Below are 18,410 nucleotides of genomic sequence, written 5' to 3' on the forward strand. Positions count from 1 at the left end.
GCTTTGTTCTTTATGTTTTTGCTCAGGATTCCCGGCTAGCAATATTCGGCAAGCCTAAACTGAGTTTTACTTTTTGAAACGAGAGGAAATTTTGCTGAAGCTGTTTTGAAGCCGATTTACTGAAAACAGGCTCAAAACAGCTTAGGCATTTTAATGGCGCTTAGGCTTGGTCCAGTTTTTTGACCATGGTCATGATGGTGGCAATGGCTACAGTCTCCCCAATCTCATCAGTCACATCAACCAGCCATTTCACAATCCCTTTTGCCACGTCTTCCTCGCTTCGTTTTTCCTGGGCTACTTTTTCCTTCACGGTGAGTTTCACCCCAATGGTCATGCCTGGGTACACCGGTTTGGTGAAGCGGCAGTTCTCCAGACCATAGTTCAGCAACACCGGACCTTTCTTAGGATCCACGAACATGCCGGCCGCTTTAGACAAGATATAGTACCCATGGGCTACCCTTCCGGTGAACAAGGTTCCTTCCAAAGAGGTAGCGTCTACGTGGGCATAGAAATGGTCTCCGGAAACGTTGGCGAAGTTGGTGATATCTGCCTCGGTGACCGTATGGCGGTGCGTGACCCAGGTCTCAGAGATCTCCAGTTCCTCAAAATGCTTCCGGAAAGGGTGCACATCTTTCTCCATCTGTTTGGCACCCTGCTGGTACACACCTGTTATGGCGGTAATCATGGAAGGCGACCCCTGAATGGCGGTGCGCTGCATGAAGTGCTTCACGCCTCGTACCCCTCCCATTTCCTCGCCGCCCCCGGCCCGACCAGGTCCGCCGTGGGTGAGCATTGGCATGGGGGAACCGTGGCCGGTGCTTTCCTTCGCGCATTCGTTGTCCAGCACCAGAATACGCCCGTGGTGGGTTGCCGCTCCTATAGCGAATTCCTGGGCAATGGTTGGGTCTGCGGTGGCAATGGAAGCCACCAGGGAGCCTTTCCCAAGTTTGGTCAGTTCAATGGCCTCGCCCAGATCTTTGTAAGGCATAATGGTAGCCACCGGACCGAAGGCCTCCACCTCATGGGTATGAGTGAATTTGAAAGGCTGGCTGTTCAGCATGACAATGGGAGAGATAAACGCGCCTTTGTCCTGATTGGCCCCAATCAGATTCACCTTGTCTATGTCTCCATATACAATAGGCGTTTCGCGGGCCAGGTCGCGCACCTGGTCCTGAAGCTTTTTCAGTTGCTCCCTGCCCACCAATGACCCCATGCGCACGCCCTCCGCCTGCGGGTCCCCGATGGCGGTTTTGGAAAGCTCTTTGCCCAGCGCAATCTGTACGTCTTCCACCAGTTTTTCCGGTACGATAGCGCGCCGGATGGCGGTACATTTCTGACCGGCCTTGGCGGTGATTTCTTTTCTGATTTCCTTGATGAACAAATCAAACTCAGGAGTGCCGGGCACTGCGTCTTCACCCAGCACCGAACTGTTCAGCGAATCAGCCTCCATGGTGAAAGGAATAGCTTCCTGGATGATTCTGGGATGAGCTTTAAGCAAGCGGCCGGTATAGGCTGAGCCAGTGAAGGTGACCACATCCTGGTACGTGAGGTGGTCCAGAATGCCTTCGCCGGTGCCGGTCACTAGTTGCAGGGCGCCTTCTGGTAAAATGTTGGAGGCAATGATCTCGCGGACCACGGCTTCGGTGAGGAAGGCGGTGATAGGCGCTGGTTTCACAATGGCAGGCATGCCGGCCAAGAGGTTCACTGCGATTTTCTCCAGCATTCCCCATACCGGGAAATTATAGGCATTGATGTGCACGGCCACGCCTTCTTTGGGTACCAGAATGTGGTGTCCTATAAACGTGCCGCCCTTAGACAAACCAACCGGCTCATCTTCCACAAAATACGGCTTATCTGGGAACTGCTTACGCAAAGAGGCGTAGGCAAACAGATTTCCAATACCGCCTTCAATGTCTACCCAACTGTCAGCACGGGTGGCGCCGGTGCGGTAGCTGAGTTTGTAAAACTGTTCCTTCCGCTCGGTGAGGTGCAATGCTAGGGCCTTTAGCATGCGCCCGCGTTCCTGGAAGGTCATTTTGCGCAGGGCCTTGTTTCCTTTCGCGCGGCCGTATTCCAGCATGGCATTGAAATTAAGCCCGCCGCTGTAGGCCACACAGATCAAATCGCCAGTCACGGCATCTAAAATCTCGCTTTCTTTTCCAGAGCCGGGGGTCCATTGGCCCATGGCATAATTCTGCAATACTGCGGTCATATTTTTGATTGTTAGTTGCTGGTTGTTAATTGTTAGGAAAGATGAAAAAGGTGCTGGTTGGGTTTTGGGGCCGTTTTATGAAAAACAGGCCTAAAACACCGAGCCGCTGTTTCTTGCTAGCTTTTCCGTTCGTTCCAGGTTTGGTAGCTGGCTACTTGTTTCTTGCGGTTTTCGGGCACTTCCCTTAGGGGTTCGCAGGGTTTGAGCATGGTGTGGCAGTCGGCTGGGAGTTGCATGTAGATTTGGGTGCCATCCGTTTTCCAGGCCACCATCTCGTCACTTACCTGCTTGACAATTTTGGACGGGTTTCCCACCACCACACTGCGGGGCGGAATCTTTTCGTCGGCCTTAAGAAAACAAAGGGCGCCCACAATGCTTTCATCACCCACCTCTACCCGGTCCATGACCACGGCATTCATGCCCACCATTACGTTGCGGCCAATAGTGGCACCATGGATGATGGCCCCGTGACCGATGTGCACCATTTCCTTCAGTAGCACCGTGGTGCCCGGGAACATATGGATGGTGCAGTTTTCCTGGACATTGCAGTTATCTTCAATAATGATCTCGCCCCAGTCGCCTCTAATAGCTGCGCCGGGACCCACGTACACGTTCTTCCCGATAATCACATTGCCGGTGACCACAGCCTGCGGATGCACGAAAGAGCTTTCATGCACCACCGGAATATAGCCATTGAATTCGTAGATCATGCCCGTTCAATAATGGCGGCATACCCCTGCCCCACGCCTACGCACATGGTCACAAGCGCATACCGTTTGTTTTGTCTGTGTAGCTCAAGAGCCGCGGCGTTCAAGATTCTGGCCCCGCTCATGCCCAGTGGGTGCCCTAACGCGATAGCACCGCCATTGGGGTTTACGCGGGAATCCTGATCGTCTACTTTAAGACCTCTGAGACAGGCCAGCACCTGAGAGGCGAAGGCCTCGTTGATTTCAATCAGGTCTATGTCTTTCATGGTGAGACCGGCGCGTTGGAGGGCCATCTCAGTGGCCGGCACAGGCCCGAAGCCCATGTACCTGGGTTCTACCCCGGCAGCACCCATAGAGACAAAGCGGGCTTTAGGCGTTAAGTTATAATTTTTTAAGGCGTCTTCCGAAGCAAACAACAAGGCAGCAGCCCCATCATTCAACCCGGAGGCATTGCCTGCCGTCACGGTGCCTTCTTTATGAAATGCGGGTCTCAGTTTGGCCAGCACTTCCAGCGTGGTGGATGGTTTGATAAACTCGTCCTGCGCGAAAATTGTAGGCTCCCCTTTCTTCTGCGGAATAGAAACCGAGACAATTTCCTCCGCAAATCTTCCCGCTTCCTGTGCTTTAGTGGCTTTTTGCTGGGACCAAAGTGCAAAGGCGTCCTGGTCTTCACGGGTAATTCCCTCGCGGCGAGCCAGGTTCTCGGCGGTCTCGCCCATGCCATCCACCCCAAAGGCTTCTTTGATTCTTGGATTGATGAAGCGCCAACCAAAGCTGGAATCGAACATCTGGGCATCGCGGCCAAAAGGAGTGCTGGTTTTGGAGATTACCCAAGGTCCCCGGGTCATGTTCTCTAATCCGCCAGCCACAAACAGTTCCCCGTCCCCGCACTGAATGGCCCGGGCTGCCGCCACTGAGGCCGACAACCCAGAGGCGCAAAGGCGGTTCACGGTCTCTCCAGGTACTGAGAAAGGCAAGCCTGCCAAAAGCAGCGACATGCGGGCCACGTTGCGGTTATCTTCGCCGGCCTGGTTGGCGCAGCCTATGATCACATCGGCAATCGCCGTAGGGTCTGCCGTGGGGTTGCGCTTCATGAGTTCCTGGATGACCAGGGCGCCCAGGTCGTCTGGTCTCACCGTGGCCAGTGCACCCCCAAAATTCCCGATGGGCGTCCGGATGCCGTCCACTAAATATGCTTGCTTCATGTTGGTTGGTTTCTTTTGTGGTTTACGCGTTTTAGGGCCATTTTCCAAAAAACAGGCCAAAAACGGGTAAGTATACCTATTGGAAGAACTGCCTCTTTTCCCGCACCATCTGCCGAAGAAGTACACTGGCCCGGTACCGGTCTTCATGGTACTCCTGGTACAGGTGGTCCAGAGTTTCAAGTATTTTTTCCAGGCCCAGTTCATCGGCCCAGGCCAAAAGGCCTTTGGGGTAGTTCACGCCTTTGGTCATGGCCAACTCCAGGTCTTCTTTTGAGGCCACTTTCAGGTACAAGGCGTCTATGGCCTCATTGATGAGCATGGCCAGTATGCGGTGCAGCACCTGGGTTCCCAAGGCTTCGTCTTGGGTTGGTTCTGACTGAGTGGCGCCTTCGCGGTAATCATAGAAGCCACGTCCCGATTTTTTGCCGTAATACCCTGCCTCAAACAGGCGCTTTTGGGTAAAGGACGGTTTGTAGCGGGGATCATAGAAGAAAGAGGCGAAGACTGATTCGGTGACGCGGTAGTTAACGTCATGGCCAATAAAGTCCATGAGCGTAAAAGGCCCCATCTTAAAGCCGCCTAAGTTGGTCATGGCCCAGTCAATGGTGGCCATTTCAGCGATGCCTTCTTCCAGAATCCGGAGGGCCTCACCGTAAAACGGACGAGCGACCCGGTTCACGATAAAGCCGGGCGTGTCTTTCACGATCACCGGCATTTTACCCCAGGACTGCACCTGTTGTTTCATCTCTTCGGCCAGGCCCTCACGGGTTTGTACCGCCGGAATGATCTCCACCAGGGGCATGACCGGGGCCGGGTTAAAAAAATGGATACCGATGAAGCGCTCAGGCTTTTCACAGGCCGCGGCAATGGAGGCAATGGAGAGCGAAGAGGTATTAGAGGCCAGGATACAGTACTCTGGCACAATCATTTCCACCTCTCTGAACAAGTTTTGCTTTACCTCCAAATCTTCCACCACGGCTTCTAACACTAAGTCACAGCTCCCGAAATCCTGATAGGCTTCGGTGAAGTTCAGGCGGTCCAGTATCTCTGCGGCGTCTATCTCAGAGAGCTTCCCTTTTTTAGAAAGTTTGCCCAAGGTGTCTTTGATATTCTGAGCCGCGCGTTCCAGCGCCTTGGCGTTTTTGTCCAGCAGGTGCACCTTGTGGCCCGCCGTGGCCAGGACCTGGGCAATGCCCGTGCCCATGGCCCCACTTCCTATAATGCCTACTATCATTGCCCGGTAAAATTAGGTTGTCGCTTCTGAATAAAGGCCTCTACCCCTTCCTTGAAGTCCAAGGTCTGGCCCGCCTGTTGCTGGTAGGCTGCTTCATGCTTAAGTTGCTCTTCTAAGGAATGCTGAAAGGTTTTGTTGAGGAGTTGCTTGGTATAGGCTAAGCCTTTGGTGGGCATCTGGGCCATTTTCTGCGCCAGGGCCTGTACCTCTGCGGCAAAAGATTCTTCGGGGAAAGTCTTGTAAATCATGCCCATTTCTACTGCCTCGCGGGCAGTCACCTTGTCACCGGTCATCATCAATGCCGAGGCCCGCTGCATTCCCACCAGACGGGGAAGGAAAAACGTGCCGGCACTGTCTGGGATCAAGCCAATTTTACTAAAAGCCTGAATAAACGAAGCCGATTCCTTGGCCACCACAATATCACAGGCAAGGGCCAGGTTTGCCCCTGCTCCGGCGGCTACTCCATTCACAGCGGCTATCACGGGCTTGTTCAACTGCCGAAGCAGTAAAATAATAGGGTTATACTGCTGCACCACAATCTCAGAGATCTCCAGGCTTTCGGGGCCGGTGGCCTCAGCCAGGTCTTGGCCGGCGCAGAAGGCCTTGCCTTCACCGGTCAGAACCACGGCCCGCACCGTGTCATTGTTGGCGCAGGTGCGAAGGTGCTGCTGCAAGGCCAGTGCCATTTCGCGGTTAAAGCTGTTATATACGGTGGGCCGGTTTAAGGTAATGGTGGCTACGCCGTTTTCAAGGGAATAAGTGATGTAGGTACTTTCGGTCATAGTTTTATTTGAGGCACTTGAAATAGTCAAACGGTTCCAGGCAATCCAGGCACTGGTAATGGGCCTTGCAGGAAGTGGAACTGAATTGGCTGATTAGTTTCGTGTTTTCAGATTTACAAAGCGGGCACCGCACCACGGTGTCTCTCCCGAACAGCGCATGGATGTCGCCATTAGGTTCTACCGGCGGCGCAATGCCATAATCCTCCAGCTTTTGCTTTCCTTCAGGGGTAAGCCAATCCGTAGTCCAGGCGGGGCTGAGCTGCAGGTCCACCTTTACGTCTTTGTACCCTTCAGAGAGCAGTTTTATTTTAATATCAGTGGCAATGGTATTCATGGCCGGGCACCCCGAATACGTGGGTGTAATGGTCACTACTACTTTGCCATCTTCCTGCACTTGCACCTTGCGCAGCACTCCCAGGTCCAAAATGCTTAGCACCGGGATCTCCGGGTCCGTGACCTCCTCCAGCAGTTTCCATATTTTCTCTTCAGGGGTCACTTTAGTTGGTATCAAGTAGCTGGTATCAGGTAGCAAGAAAAAATTGTAAGATGCTTTTCCGTTTTGAGCCTGTTTTACTTAAAACAGGCTCAAAACGGAATTCCCTACCACTCCAGGCCTGGATAGGACCGTTGCAGGTATTGCAATTCGGTTAAGATGTAGCCCAAGTGCTCTGAATGCCGGCCGGTTTTGCCGCCTTTCTGCATGAACACATTTTGGGGCACCTCCAGGGTAGCCTCCGCGAACACTTTGGCCACGTGGGCGTCCCACTGTTCCTTTAAGCCAGCGTAGTCCGGAAGGATGCCCTGCTGCGCCAGTTGCTTTTCCGTGTCCGTCATCATGAAAAGCTCTCCCGAGTACATCCAGAGGTTGTCTATGGCTTTCTGAATGCGGCTTTTGCTTTCGGGGGTACCGTCGCCTAATCTAATTACCCATTCTGAACTCCATTTTAGGTGATAGCTGGCTTCTTTAAAAGATTTGGCTGCAATGCCAGCCAAGCCTTTGTCTGAGGTATTTTGCAACTGCTGCAGCAACTGAAAATGGAAGCCGTCAAAAAGGAATTGCCGCAGTACCGTATCTGCGAAGTCTCCGTTGGGTTGCTCTACCAGCAGCGGGTTCTTGTACTCTACGGCATCACGAAGGTAGGCCAGGTCATCTTCGGTGTGGCCCTTGCCTTCCAGTTCAGCGGCGTATTGAAACAAGCTTCGGGTTTCGCCAATCAAATCCAGGGCAATGTTGGCCATGGCCAGGTCCTGCTCTAAAATAGGTCCGTGGCCGCACCACTCTGATAGCCGATGCCCTAAGATCAGACTAGTATCGGCTAACTGAAGCGTATAATCCAACAGCAGCGCCCGAAGCTCTGGGGAATACTCCTGCACGCCTTGGGTGGGTTTATTCTGTAAGTCCATGGGCATTACATGTTTTTTATTTCGGGAGGCACTTCATAGAAGGTAGGGTGACGGTAGACCTTGTCATTGGCAGGGTCAAAGAAGGAGGCCGCCTCGTCTGGGTTGGACGCGTGCACGTTCTTTGATTCCACCACCCAAATGCTCACCCCTTCCATGCGGCGGGTATACACGTCGCGGGCGTTCTGGATCGCCATTTCGGCATCGGCGGCGTGCAAGCTGCCTACGTGTTTATGGTCTAGGCCTTGCTTACTTCTGATGAAAACTTCCCAGAGGGGCCATTCTTTCTGTTGCATGTTCTATTGAATGAATGAGTGGTTGAGAGATGGAGAGAATGAAAGGGTTAGGCGACTTGTTTTTCGGCTTCGCGGCGGGCGCGTTTCTCGGCGTGGGCCATAGCGGCCTCGCGTACCCAGGCACCTTCTTCGTGGGCTTTCACGCGGGTGTTTATGCGGTCTTTGTTGCAGGGTCCGTTGCCTTTAACCACGTTCCAGAACTCTTCCCAATCTACATCACCGTAATCGTAGCCGTTTTTAACTTCATTCCATTTCAGGTCTTTGTCGGGTACGGTCAACCCTAGAAACTCAGCCTGTGGCACCATCATGTCCACGAACCGCTGGCGCAGCTCATCATTGGTAAAGCGCTTGATTTTCCAGCGCATAGACTGCTCGGTGTTAGGTGATTCTTCATCCTTGGGCCCAAACATCATTAGCGTTGGCCACCACCACCGGTTAAAGGCTTCCTGGGCCATTTTCTTTTGGGCCGGTGCCCCGTTGCACAGGGTCATCATGATCTCAAATCCCTGACGCTGGTGGAAGCTTTCTTCCTTGCACACCCGCACCATGGCCCGGGCGTATGGTCCGTAAGAAGTCCTGATCAAAGGCACCTGGTTCATTATGGCGGCACCGTCCACTAACCAGCCAATGGCTCCAATATCGGCCCAGGATAAGGTAGGATAGTTGAAAATGCTGGAATATTTGGCTTTGCCCGAATGCAGGTCATTGATCATCTGGTCACGGGACGTGCCCAGGGTTTCGGCGGCGCTGTATAGGTACAAGCCATGGCCCGCCTCGTCCTGCACCTTAGAGAGTAGAATGGCTTTGCGCTTAAGTGAAGGGGCGCGGGTGATCCAGTTGCCTTCGGGCAGCATGCCTACAATCTCTGAGTGGGCGTGCTGCGAGATCTGGCGCACCAGGGTTTTACGGTACTGGTCCGGCATCCAGTCTTTGGGTTCAATGCGGATTTCGTTCGCGATCTTCTCCTCAAACAGCTCTTCCAGTGATTTATCTATGATCGTTTCCATACCTTCTTAACAGTTGAATTCTCTCTTACGTTTAAAAAAGCCTTAGCGGCATTAAATCTGTTTTAAGCCCGTTTTCTCAAAAACAGGCCTAAAACAGATTTTACTGGTCAAAATCTACCACCACCCGCTCGGTCAACGGACGGGCCTGGCAGGTAAGAATGTAGCCGGCGGCCACTTCCTCGGGTTCCAGGGAATAGTTCACGTCCATCTCTACTTCGCCTTCCAGCACTTTGGCCCGGCAGGTGCTGCAGACACCGCCTTTGCAGGAATACGGCACGTCGGCACCGGTTTCAGCGGCGGCGTCTAAGATGGTGTTGCCATAATAAGACATCTCCAGGTTAATGTAATTGCCGTCCAGTCGCACCTGTACTTTGCTGATCTTGTCTTCGGCCCCGGCCGGACGCTCCCGGCGCTCGGTGGCTTTCTGGCCTGCCTCCCCGGTGGTGAAGAGCTCAAAGTGGATCTTCTCTTTGGGTACTCCTGCTTCCTGCAGCGCTTCCTTCGCCCCGAAGATCATTTCCTCGGGTCCGCAGATAAAGCACTCGTCTATCTCTTCAGCTTTAATTATTTTCTGCAGGAACAGCTGGGTTTTCTGCTTATCAATGCGGCCAAACAAAAGGTCGGTGTCGCCGTGTTCGCGGCTCAAGATATGGTAGAGGCTGAAGCGGTCAAGAAACTTGTTCTTAAGCCCTTCCAGTTCTTCCTTGAACATGATGGAGTTGCGACCCCGGTTCCCGTACAGCAACAGCACCTGGCTTTTAGGCTCAGACAGTAAGATGGTTTTGATAATGGAAAGGATGGGCGTGATGCCGCTGCCGGCTGCTACCATCACGTAGCTTTTCTGCTGCTCGCGGTTCAATTGGGTATAGAAACTTCCCATGGGGGGCATCACTTCCAATTCCTCGCCGGGCTGCAGCCCCTCATTAGCGAAGGAAGAGAACCGCCCCTCCGGCACTTTCTTGATAGCCACTTTCCATTCATTCTCCAAAGGGCTGGAGCAGATGGAATAGGAACGCCGCAGCTCCTCGCCGTTGTGGTATCGCCGGAACGTTAGATACTGGCCCTGGGTGTAGCGGAAAGTATCTTTCAGTTCTTCCGGCACATCTAAGGTCACGGTCACGCTGTCATGCGTTTCGCGGTTAATGTTCTTGATCCTTACTTTATGGAATCTGCTCATAATTTTACCTCAACATATCTTTTCAAAAGGAACAGGCAACGGTTGGGTCCTTCTTTGTTTTGTCTAGCCACTAATTCCGGAAATCGACCCTCTCTAGGATTCCATGTTTCCGTTTTTCTCCAGCCCCTGGAAGAGAATGGTAAGGATGGAGTTTTCCAATTCTTCAATGGAGATACCTCTATCCTGCCGCCACCAAAGTTCTACCCAGCGCACCGCAGATAAGAGCGTGAACAGGGCCACGGAGGTATTCACCTCCCGCAGTTCCCCGGCCTGCTTTCCTGTCTCAATAAAGGCGGCCAGTTTATTCTCGTATTGCTTTCTAAGGTTCTTAAACTCTTGCAAGGACTCCGGCGAAAGGTATTTCCAGTCATTGTTGGCCACGGATACCTCCGCTCCCATGGTAGTCATGAGGTGAATATGCAGTTTCACCAGCGCCTTCAGCTTTTGGGTTAAGGTCAAGTTGGCTTGCTCAATCTCTGCCAGCTGGGTGACGTAGGTATTGGCAATGTCAAAACAAATGGTCTTCAGGATCTCATCTTTGGAGCTGATATAATGGTACATGGTGGCCGCATCCATGCCTACCTGCTCCGCCAGATCACGCATAGAGGTGCCGCCCACCCCTTTCTTCTTGAAAAGCAGGGCAGCTTCCTTGATGATTTCCTCGCGCCGTATGTCCTTTTTCTTCTTCATGGCTTATGCCCGACCTACGCGAACCTCTTTATTCATAAAATGCTCCAAGATCCAGGTTTAACAGGCAGGTAGAAGGTAAAGTACACTTCTCCTGGTACACCAAGTTTACAGGATTTAAACTAATAAGTCAAATGTTTGTTTGAATTTTTGAAGGTTATTCAAAATTTGTGGCTTTACTCCTTCCCTACTTCCTGTACTGCGCGTCTTAATAGTATATAAAGAGGTTCCTTCAAAAACTCCTATTAGTAAGGCTGAATTCTGCTTTGGAAACTTATCCCTTTAAAAGGCTTACCTTTGCATGGGGCAAGTCTTTTGCCCTCTATTTGATTTAGTGATTACCATGGAAGCGTTACCCAAGATCCTTAAGAACCTTAACATACCGCAGTTAAACGAAGTGCAGGAAGCGGCGCTGAATGTTACCGAGCAGAAAGACTTTGTATTACTGGCTCCTACCGGGTCTGGCAAGACGCTTGGTTTTTTGCTTCCTCTGTTGAAACGCCTTTCCACCACAGAGGCAGGCGTACAGGCTTTAGTGCTGGTTCCAACCCGAGAACTGGCGCTGCAGATTGAGCAGGTGTTACGGCAGATGGGCACGGGCTTTAAAGTAAACTGCTGCTACGGCGGGCACTCTACCTACCAGGAGAAAAAGAACCTGGCCCATGCGCCCGCGGTGTTGATTGGGACTCCGGGCCGGGTACTTTACCATCTTCAAAACGAGAACCTGGACCCCAGCTTTATTAAGACGCTGGTCCTTGATGAGTTTGACAAGTCACTGGAAATGGGGTTTCAGGAAGAGATGGCGGCTATTCTGGGGCAGTTGCCGCAAGTAGAGCGGCGCTTTCTTACTTCTGCCACCAACCTGAAGGAAATGCCCGCCTTTACAGGCATTAAAAACCCTACCGTGCTGGATTTCCTGCAGGAGGAAAGCATGGCCCCTGATTTGCAACTGAAGGTGGTACAGATTGAAGCCGGTGATAAATTGAACACATTGTTTAAGCTGCTCTGCGCCATTGGCCCAAAAACTACCCTGGTTTTCTGTAACCTGCGTGAGGCCGTGGAGAAGGTTAGTGAGTACCTGAAGGAAAAAGGGATGTCTTCCAGTATTTTCCACGGGGGCCTGGAGCAGCCGGACCGCGAACGGGCCATTATGAAATTCAGAAATGGCACCAATTACCTGCTCATCAGCACAGACCTGGCCGCGCGGGGCCTTGACATTCCTGAGATTGAAGCTGTGGTGCATTTTCAGTTACCAGACGCCGCTACCTTTACCCACCGCAACGGCCGTACTGCCCGCATGAAGGCCCAGGGTTCCAGTTACCTGCTGCTGCACCCAGAGGAAAAACCTGCGTATCTGCCTACATTGCCCAAACCGGAGAAATTACCCGCCAAAGCACAATTGCCCGCTCCTTCGCCCTGGGAAACTCTTTATTTGAGCGCTGGCAAAAAAGACAAGGTAAGCAAAGGCGATATTGCCGGACTCTTAATGCAAAAAGGCGGCCTAGAAAAATCTGAGGTAGGGCTGATTGAGATTCAGGACTCAGCCTCCTTTGCGGCCGTGCACCGTTCAAAAATCAACAAGACCGTTCAGTTGCTGAGGCAAGAGAAATTGAAAGGCAAAAAGGTAAAGGTGGAGCAGGCGAATTAGCCTGTCTTTGGTGGAGGGAGTGACTTTTGATATTGGAAGAAATGCTTTCTGGTCTTTATCGGCTTGAAGACCCATCTCAGAAAAGCCATTGTCGCGTTGGTTTGGGGCTGTTTTGGGAAAAACAGGCCTAAAACGTATTGTTTGGGTAAACCGGCAATGGATAGGAAGGGAATATACGGCAGGAGAGGTTTGAGAGGGAAAACACAATAATATAAGGGGGTAAAAAGAAAGCCTGCACCTCCTTTTCCCCATCTATATAACTTAAAAAGAATCCCTGAATTACTCGGCGGCGTCTTTGCTCTCTCCTTTGGCTGGTGGTCTTCTCCGGCTCTCGGGCGTGCCTACTTTGTTTTCCTCTTCTGGAGGAGTAGACGAGAAATTGCCAAACTTATCTACGTAAACCATCATGTTTTCCAGTCCGCCCCCAGCGGAGTTCTCCTGGCGTTCCTGTTTACGCTCTTCTTTGTCTTTTTTCTTTTTAAGTCTTTTTTGCTCTAGTTGCTTCTTCATGAAGCTGTTCTGTGATCTTGCCATTGCGTTAGGTAAAGTGAAACATAATTCTACCAACAGTCAAATCCTTATTCAGGAAGTGCGCGTTGCCAGTTTTGATACAGAGGGCAAAAGCCCCTTGTATCTTAATGAATACGGATATTCTAAAATGTTAGTCAGAAACAACCGGTAAATAGGTTCAGAAATCATGGTAGCACCCAGGAGGTAACGCACGCATGAACTTAGGAGGTCTTGAAAGGAAATGAAGCGCTTTTTAATACTACTTATTAGCGCTCAGGTATTTCTATGAAAAATTTCAAGATTTATCAGGAATCTTAAATCCAGCCGAAAAAAGCAGAAAGGAATAAGAGAAGAGATAATGGTTGCTTCCGGTACAAAGATAGGGAATAAAGGCCTGCTTTCCTAACCTAACGGCCCCTTTGGGCAGCTTTTGCTCCCTTATATACCTCTTTTAAAATATTCCCTTCTAAAACCAACAGACACAACCTTCCCTTAACCCAGGCTCTAAAAATTCTGAAGCAGAATTAAAGGACCTTTCTATTGTTCTATATAAATATGATTTCAGGATAAAGAGGAGGGTCTACAGGATAAAGAGCTTTAATACATTAAGAAACTTTCCTTAACCAAGGCTTGTGGCCAGATCAAACAAAGTCCTTCCTCCTCTTGAATTAAATTATTGAATGTAGAAAGGATTTTAACTAAGCATTTCTCCCACTTCAATTTGTTACCCTTGCCCATTTTTACCTACATTTTTTTATTAAACAGGCTTAATACTATGTAGGATTTGCTCGTAACCAAACACCTGTTAGCCTGTTAGATTCTTCTATATCTTTTTGGATATATAAATTTTATCCTACTTCAAGTATTCTTTATACAAGTTACTTAACATATTATCTTTTCCCCAACCTTAGTTTTGGATAACGGTATACGCGAAAAGTCCCGCATCCCCCTCTATACATCACGTTCTTATTATTACCTGCTTACAAGGTTTAATTCTACCCAGTAGACCACTCCTTGTACCAATTACACGAGAAGGACCCTGGCTCAGCGCAGGTGATTTCTTACCCATTCAATACCCGTCCTATTTTACAACCTAACAAACAAGTATGTTACACATCTATTCCAAACACTTGAAGAAAGCCCTTAGTGTTTTCGCCTTTTTAGTAGCCTTTGGAGGCCAGGTTCTGGCCCAGGCCACCGTTGATCCTAAACTTGTACAGGTTCTCCAGAGCGTGGAGGGTCCGGCCCAAGTGGTGGTAACCTTCTACGGAAATGGCGCCCCTTCCTCCTTACACCTGCAAGCGCTTAAGAACTTAGGAATTGCCAACGGTGTCACCTTTAAAAATTTACCCATTGCCGGGGTTTTGGCCACTTCTGCTCAAGTAGAGGCCCTCTCTAAAAGCCCCTATGTGCAGTCTTTGTTCTTGAATGAAAAACTAACCTACTTCAACAACAATGACACTCACTTAACCGGTGTCAAACGCCTCCGTGCCGACAAAAACATCACTGCCCGTAATAACGGCATGCCGGTGTCAGGTAAAGGTATAGGGGTTATGATAAATGACAGCGGTGTAGACGGCACCCATGAGGACATCAAACTGGGCAAAAACCTGGTTCAAAACGTGTTAGGGTCTATTAACCTGAACGCCTTTTCGCCCCTGGCGCCCGTTACTTTCCTTGAGAACGTTCCCAACACCGACAACAACTCTGGCCACGGCACGCATTGCGCCGGAACAGTAGGCGGAACCGGGGCAAAATCTGACGGCTTTTATGCCGGTGCAGCTCCCGGCGCTACCCTAATTGGGTATGGTACCGGTGCAGCTCTTTTCGTTCTAGATGGTATTGGCGGGTTTGACTATGCTATTACCAACCAATTCCAATACGGGATTAGAGTAATCAGTAATTCATGGGGCAGCAGCGGCAAATTCAATCCTAACCACCCCATCAACCTGGCCAGCAAGAAAGCTCATGACTTGGGTATGGTTGTTTTGTTTGCCGCAGGAAACGAAGGCCCTAGCTCAGACTCCCATAACCCTTATGCCATTGCTCCCTGGGTTATCTCAGTAGGGGCTGGTGACAAATTTGGTAAATTGGCCAGTTTCTCCTCACGCGGGGTGAAGGGTGAAGGCGGTTCTTTTACCATAGCAGATGAAAATTGGTCTTATGAGAATCGGCCTACGGTTGTAGCCCCTGGCGTTGATGTGGTCTCTACCCGGGTTTTAGCTCCCATCTCTTCCCTTTCTGCCCAGCAAGACGCTAATACTTTGGACCCGGCGCACGTGCCTTTCTACACCCACATGAGCGGAACCTCCATGGCAACCCCTCACCTGGCTGGCGTAGTAGCGCTTATGCTGGAGGCTAATCCTTCCCTTAGCCCTGCCCAGGTGAAGGCAATTCTCCAGAAGACAGCTACCAACATGCCGGGCCGTGAGTCCTGGGAAGTGGGTGCCGGCTATGCCAATGCCTATGCCGCCGTTGACCATATCTTCCGCAATACCTCTTTTGGAGCCTTCCTTAATTACACCAGAAGATTTAACAGCAGTGTCAATTCATCTTCTCAGAAAGAAAACTTTACCATTAATTTTAACCCGCTTACCACTGCCACCAATCAAATCACTTTCCAGGTGGCCAGCGGCACCAACAGCCTGGAAGCTAAATTTGAAGCCACAGGCCTGCTTGGCGAAACCGGAAACCCTGTAAACCTGATCCTTGTGTCTCCAACCGGCCAACAGTTCCGTTCCGGAATTCCGGTGGCCTTTGCAATCACGTATGACCGTGGTATGGCCGTGGCGAACCCTGCGCCAGGCACCTGGACCCTGAAAGCAGAAGGCTTGAATGGAGCCGCCGTTCCTGAAACCATTAAGGGAACATTGGTGCAGTCTCAAATTACAGGTACTACTGGTCTTAGTGACATTGCCGGACATGCGGCAGAGGCCTCTATCAAAATAGCCGTAGCTTCCCGACTGGTGGACGGATCAGCCACCGGGTATAGACCTAATGACGCCTTAAAAAGAATTGAACTGGCTGATTACCTCATGATGGGCCAGGGCGTAAGACAGTTCATGCCTACCAGCGGCGCTACCACCATCACAGACCTTACAGGAGCCCAGTTATTGTTAGGTGAGTCTGTACAGGCAAAGGGAGCAGCCCTCAGAGACAGAGAGCATGCCTTTAAAGGAGTGATGCTGGAAGCCTCAGCCGGAAAGTTCAACCCTACCGGCAACGTGAACAGAGCGGCCCTTTCTTATTCCTTGGTGCAGTCTCTTGGCTTGCAGAAGTTTGCTGAGGAACGCACCGGTAAAGCCGTAACCGTGACCGTAGACGGAAAAACCTACGCTATTGAAGACGCCTCTTCTATTCCGGCAGGATTGGAAGGCTACGTGAGCGTGGCGCTGGAACTGGACCTGATCAATGCCTATTATACCGTAACCCAAGGTCCGTTTGATCTGTTCCCTACCCTGCACGCTTCCTTTAAGCCTCTGCAAGACGTAACCCGGGCTGAGTTTGCGGTGATTGTTACCAGAACGCACTCTAGCTGGAATGCCGCTACCCAACCAATGGCCTCTAGTTCTGCGGTGGTGGGTTTACCAGAGAACGCCAAAAACTTTTCTTACCCTAATCCTTTCACCGGTTCCACTACCATTACTTATTCATTAGATAAGGCTGGATATGTAACCGTGGAAGTGTACAACCTGCAAGGTGGAAAGGTATCTACCCTGGTAGCGGAGCAAAAAGAAGCGGGTACGTTTTCTGTTCCCTTCAAGGCCAGCAATTTGCCCGGAGGAACCTACCTCTATAAGATCAGCTCTGCCGGCAAGGAAATCACCCAGAAAATGGTGTTGAGCCGGTAAGCTTTCCTGACCATTCCCCCAAAGGCCCCTCTCCCCCAGAAGGGCCTTTTTCTATTGTGGCCTAAGGCTTTTGAGTATCCTAAAAGTCTTATTCTGGTGCTTATTGAAAGCGATCGAAAAACCCAAAAACACGGTTACAACAGAGATAGAGTCTTGCCTGCAGGGTGCATTATAGTAAATTCATGCCATGGCAAAAGGAGCAAAAAACCTGAATGCAGGCTCTAAAGCCCTTTTTTAAGGTAAGCGGAAAATAATTTTATTTATTACAGGTGGAATTGAACGAAAAATTTCTTTTCTTGGTAGTATCTGTATAATTAAAAACAATATGAACAACGGTAAAGTAAAATTCTTTAACTCCGAAAAAGGCTTCGGATTTATCAAAGATGACAATTCAAACCAAGAGTACTTTGTACACGTTTCTGGTCTGGTTGACGAAATCAGAGAGAACGACGAAGTGACCTTTGAGTTGAAAGAAGGCAAAAAAGGACTAAACGCTGTGAACGTGAAACTCGCTTAGTCTTTCGCTATAAAAGACATTGAGAACAGGAAAAGCCTTACCCTTCGGTAAGGCTTTTTTTATGCACTGCTTTTATCCGTTCCCTCTCCTGTTTAATGAATAGGCATATACAGATGGATCAGAAATTTCTTCTGCAGATAACCCGCATTCCCTGTGGGCAGTAAAACTGTTTTGAGGCCGTTTTTCTAAAAATTACCTTAAAACAGAATTACCGTCTTACCCTCATTACAGCTTTGGAGGAGAATTCTGAGGCTTCTAAGTCAGCGTAATTCTATGGAAAGCACGTAAGAGAAGTTATTCTTTTATAATCACCTTAAAACTTACCCTGTGGCACACCCGCGCGACAAAGAAGGCCTGCTTCACCTGTATAATAAAGTATTACCTCCGCTGGCTGAAAAAACCTTCCAGCACCTACAGGAGGTTATTCCCTTGTTTGATGATTTTAAACTGGAAAAGGTACTGGACACCTGGAGCAAAGATAAAAACGCTTCCTCTGAGAAGGAGATCAGCCTGGAGAATGGCAACGTGCAGCAGATGGGCCTCAGGGTGCAGTTAACTGGTTTCCAAAAGGCCGGGGCCCAAACCTTTGATGTAAGCAAAGACCTGGTCTTCTTTCTGGAGTACTCCTCTTATATAGTAGGGCCAGACAAAAACACCGCCTGGCTGGAAAGATTCTACCTTCAACCCTGGTCTGCCAGGGAACTGGAAGAGATAGCCGAGAAATGGACTGATGAAGTGATAGAGGAAATCACCCATAAGCTGCAAGGGTTGGGCTAATGCAAGCCCAGTAATTTTGGGGAAGAAGTACGCTTTTTTCTTAAGACCCAGAAACGCAGTAAAAATTTAAAGTGCCTTTAAACAGTTAAATGGCCCTTTAAGAAGATATTTTGGGTTTAAAAATTGTTTTATTGAACGATTCCTGTACCTTGTTGGTAGTAATGTTATAATGAACAACAATATGAATCAAGGAACAGTAAAATTCTTTAATGATGATAAAGGCTTCGGCTTCATCAAAGACAGCAATTCAAATCAAGAGTACTTCGTGCACGTATCTGGTTTAATTGACGAAATCAGAGAAAATGACGAGGTTGTCTATGAACTCCAAGAAGGAAGAAAAGGACTAAACGCCATCAACGTTAAGCGCGCTTAGTCTTTCGCTATAAAGACACATTGCTG

At 50.0% G+C, this 18,410-nt stretch carries 17 protein-coding genes; 5 read left to right on the forward strand and 12 right to left on the reverse strand.

Annotated elements, in window-relative coordinates; all coding sequences use genetic code 11:
• Positions 1–160: 160 nt before the first annotated feature.
• From paaZ to TH63_RS08045, 11 genes are all read right to left on the reverse strand, one after another.
• The gene (gene paaZ / locus TH63_RS07995; RefSeq protein WP_048920494.1) at positions 161–2,212 is read right to left on the reverse strand and encodes a phenylacetic acid degradation bifunctional protein PaaZ; all 2,052 of its coding nucleotides are present in this window, start codon (positions 2,210–2,212) and stop codon (positions 161–163) included.
• A gap of 116 nt (positions 2,213–2,328) precedes the next feature.
• Complete coding sequence (locus TH63_RS08000; RefSeq protein WP_048920495.1) at positions 2,329–2,922, reverse strand: acyltransferase; 594 nt, start codon at positions 2,920–2,922, stop codon at positions 2,329–2,331.
• Positions 2,919–4,124 carry a 3-oxoadipyl-CoA thiolase gene (pcaF, locus tag TH63_RS08005; RefSeq protein WP_048922669.1) on the reverse strand — a complete coding sequence of 402 codons (1,206 nt, stop codon included), beginning with the start codon at positions 4,122–4,124 and terminating at the stop codon, positions 2,919–2,921. Before pcaF ends, TH63_RS08000 begins: the two co-directional genes overlap by 4 nt.
• A gap of 76 nt (positions 4,125–4,200) precedes the next feature.
• Positions 4,201–5,358 (reverse strand): 3-hydroxyacyl-CoA dehydrogenase NAD-binding domain-containing protein, encoded by a 1,158-nt coding sequence (locus tag TH63_RS08010; RefSeq protein WP_048920496.1) that lies wholly within the window; start codon positions 5,356–5,358, stop codon positions 4,201–4,203.
• The gene (locus TH63_RS08015) at positions 5,355–6,140 is read right to left on the reverse strand and encodes an enoyl-CoA hydratase-related protein (RefSeq protein ID WP_048920497.1); all 786 of its coding nucleotides are present in this window, start codon (positions 6,138–6,140) and stop codon (positions 5,355–5,357) included. Before TH63_RS08015 ends, TH63_RS08010 begins: the two co-directional genes overlap by 4 nt.
• 4 nt (positions 6,141–6,144) lie before the next feature.
• Complete coding sequence (gene paaD, locus TH63_RS08020; protein WP_197088656.1) at positions 6,145–6,651, reverse strand: 1,2-phenylacetyl-CoA epoxidase subunit PaaD; 507 nt, start codon at positions 6,649–6,651, stop codon at positions 6,145–6,147.
• 89 nt (positions 6,652–6,740) lie between these two features.
• Positions 6,741–7,544 carry a 1,2-phenylacetyl-CoA epoxidase subunit PaaC gene (gene paaC / locus TH63_RS08025; RefSeq protein ID WP_048922671.1) on the reverse strand — a complete coding sequence of 268 codons (804 nt, stop codon included), beginning with the start codon at positions 7,542–7,544 and terminating at the stop codon, positions 6,741–6,743.
• Positions 7,545–7,549: 5 nt separating this feature from the next.
• The gene (gene paaB, locus TH63_RS08030) at positions 7,550–7,837 is read right to left on the reverse strand and encodes a 1,2-phenylacetyl-CoA epoxidase subunit PaaB (RefSeq protein WP_048920498.1); all 288 of its coding nucleotides are present in this window, start codon (positions 7,835–7,837) and stop codon (positions 7,550–7,552) included.
• Between the two features lie 47 nt (positions 7,838–7,884).
• On the reverse strand, positions 7,885–8,844 hold the full coding sequence (gene paaA / locus TH63_RS08035) for a 1,2-phenylacetyl-CoA epoxidase subunit PaaA (protein ID WP_048920499.1): 960 nt from the start codon (positions 8,842–8,844) through the stop codon (positions 7,885–7,887).
• A 100-nt stretch (positions 8,845–8,944) separates the two neighbouring features.
• Positions 8,945–10,021, reverse strand: coding sequence for a 1,2-phenylacetyl-CoA epoxidase subunit PaaE (paaE, locus tag TH63_RS08040; protein WP_048920500.1), 1,077 nt, complete (start codon positions 10,019–10,021; stop codon positions 8,945–8,947).
• A 93-nt stretch (positions 10,022–10,114) separates the two neighbouring features.
• Positions 10,115–10,711 (reverse strand): TetR/AcrR family transcriptional regulator, encoded by a 597-nt coding sequence (locus TH63_RS08045; RefSeq protein ID WP_048920501.1) that lies wholly within the window; start codon positions 10,709–10,711, stop codon positions 10,115–10,117.
• 340 nt (positions 10,712–11,051) lie between these two features.
• On the opposite strand from TH63_RS08045, the gene TH63_RS08050 reads away from it, so the two are divergent.
• Complete coding sequence (locus tag TH63_RS08050; RefSeq protein ID WP_048922672.1) at positions 11,052–12,356, forward strand: DEAD/DEAH box helicase; 1,305 nt, start codon at positions 11,052–11,054, stop codon at positions 12,354–12,356.
• Positions 12,357–12,635: 279 nt separating this feature from the next.
• Here the strand turns inward: TH63_RS08050 and TH63_RS08055 are convergent, their stop codons facing one another.
• Positions 12,636–12,890, reverse strand: coding sequence for a hypothetical protein (locus tag TH63_RS08055; protein WP_048920502.1), 255 nt, complete (start codon positions 12,888–12,890; stop codon positions 12,636–12,638).
• Positions 12,891–13,972: 1,082 nt separating this feature from the next.
• Between TH63_RS08055 and TH63_RS08060 the strand changes: the two genes are divergently transcribed.
• The 4 genes from TH63_RS08060 to TH63_RS08075 all read left to right on the forward strand — a co-directional run bounded on the left by TH63_RS08060 (position 13,973) and on the right by TH63_RS08075 (position 18,384).
• Complete coding sequence (locus tag TH63_RS08060; RefSeq protein WP_082161594.1) at positions 13,973–16,717, forward strand: S8/S53 family peptidase; 2,745 nt, start codon at positions 13,973–13,975, stop codon at positions 16,715–16,717.
• 325 nt (positions 16,718–17,042) lie between these two features.
• The gene (locus TH63_RS08065) at positions 17,043–17,234 is read left to right on the forward strand and encodes a cold-shock protein (protein WP_048920503.1); all 192 of its coding nucleotides are present in this window, start codon (positions 17,043–17,045) and stop codon (positions 17,232–17,234) included.
• A 327-nt stretch (positions 17,235–17,561) separates the two neighbouring features.
• On the forward strand, positions 17,562–18,011 hold the full coding sequence (locus tag TH63_RS08070) for a hypothetical protein (protein ID WP_048920504.1): 450 nt from the start codon (positions 17,562–17,564) through the stop codon (positions 18,009–18,011).
• A 181-nt stretch (positions 18,012–18,192) separates the two neighbouring features.
• Positions 18,193–18,384 carry a cold-shock protein gene (locus tag TH63_RS08075; RefSeq protein WP_048922674.1) on the forward strand — a complete coding sequence of 64 codons (192 nt, stop codon included), beginning with the start codon at positions 18,193–18,195 and terminating at the stop codon, positions 18,382–18,384.
• Positions 18,385–18,410: the final 26 nt, after the last annotated feature.

Source organism: Rufibacter radiotolerans (genome assembly GCF_001078055.1).
In the GTDB taxonomy this organism is placed as follows: Bacteria; Bacteroidota; Bacteroidia; order Cytophagales; family Hymenobacteraceae; genus Nibribacter; species Nibribacter radiotolerans.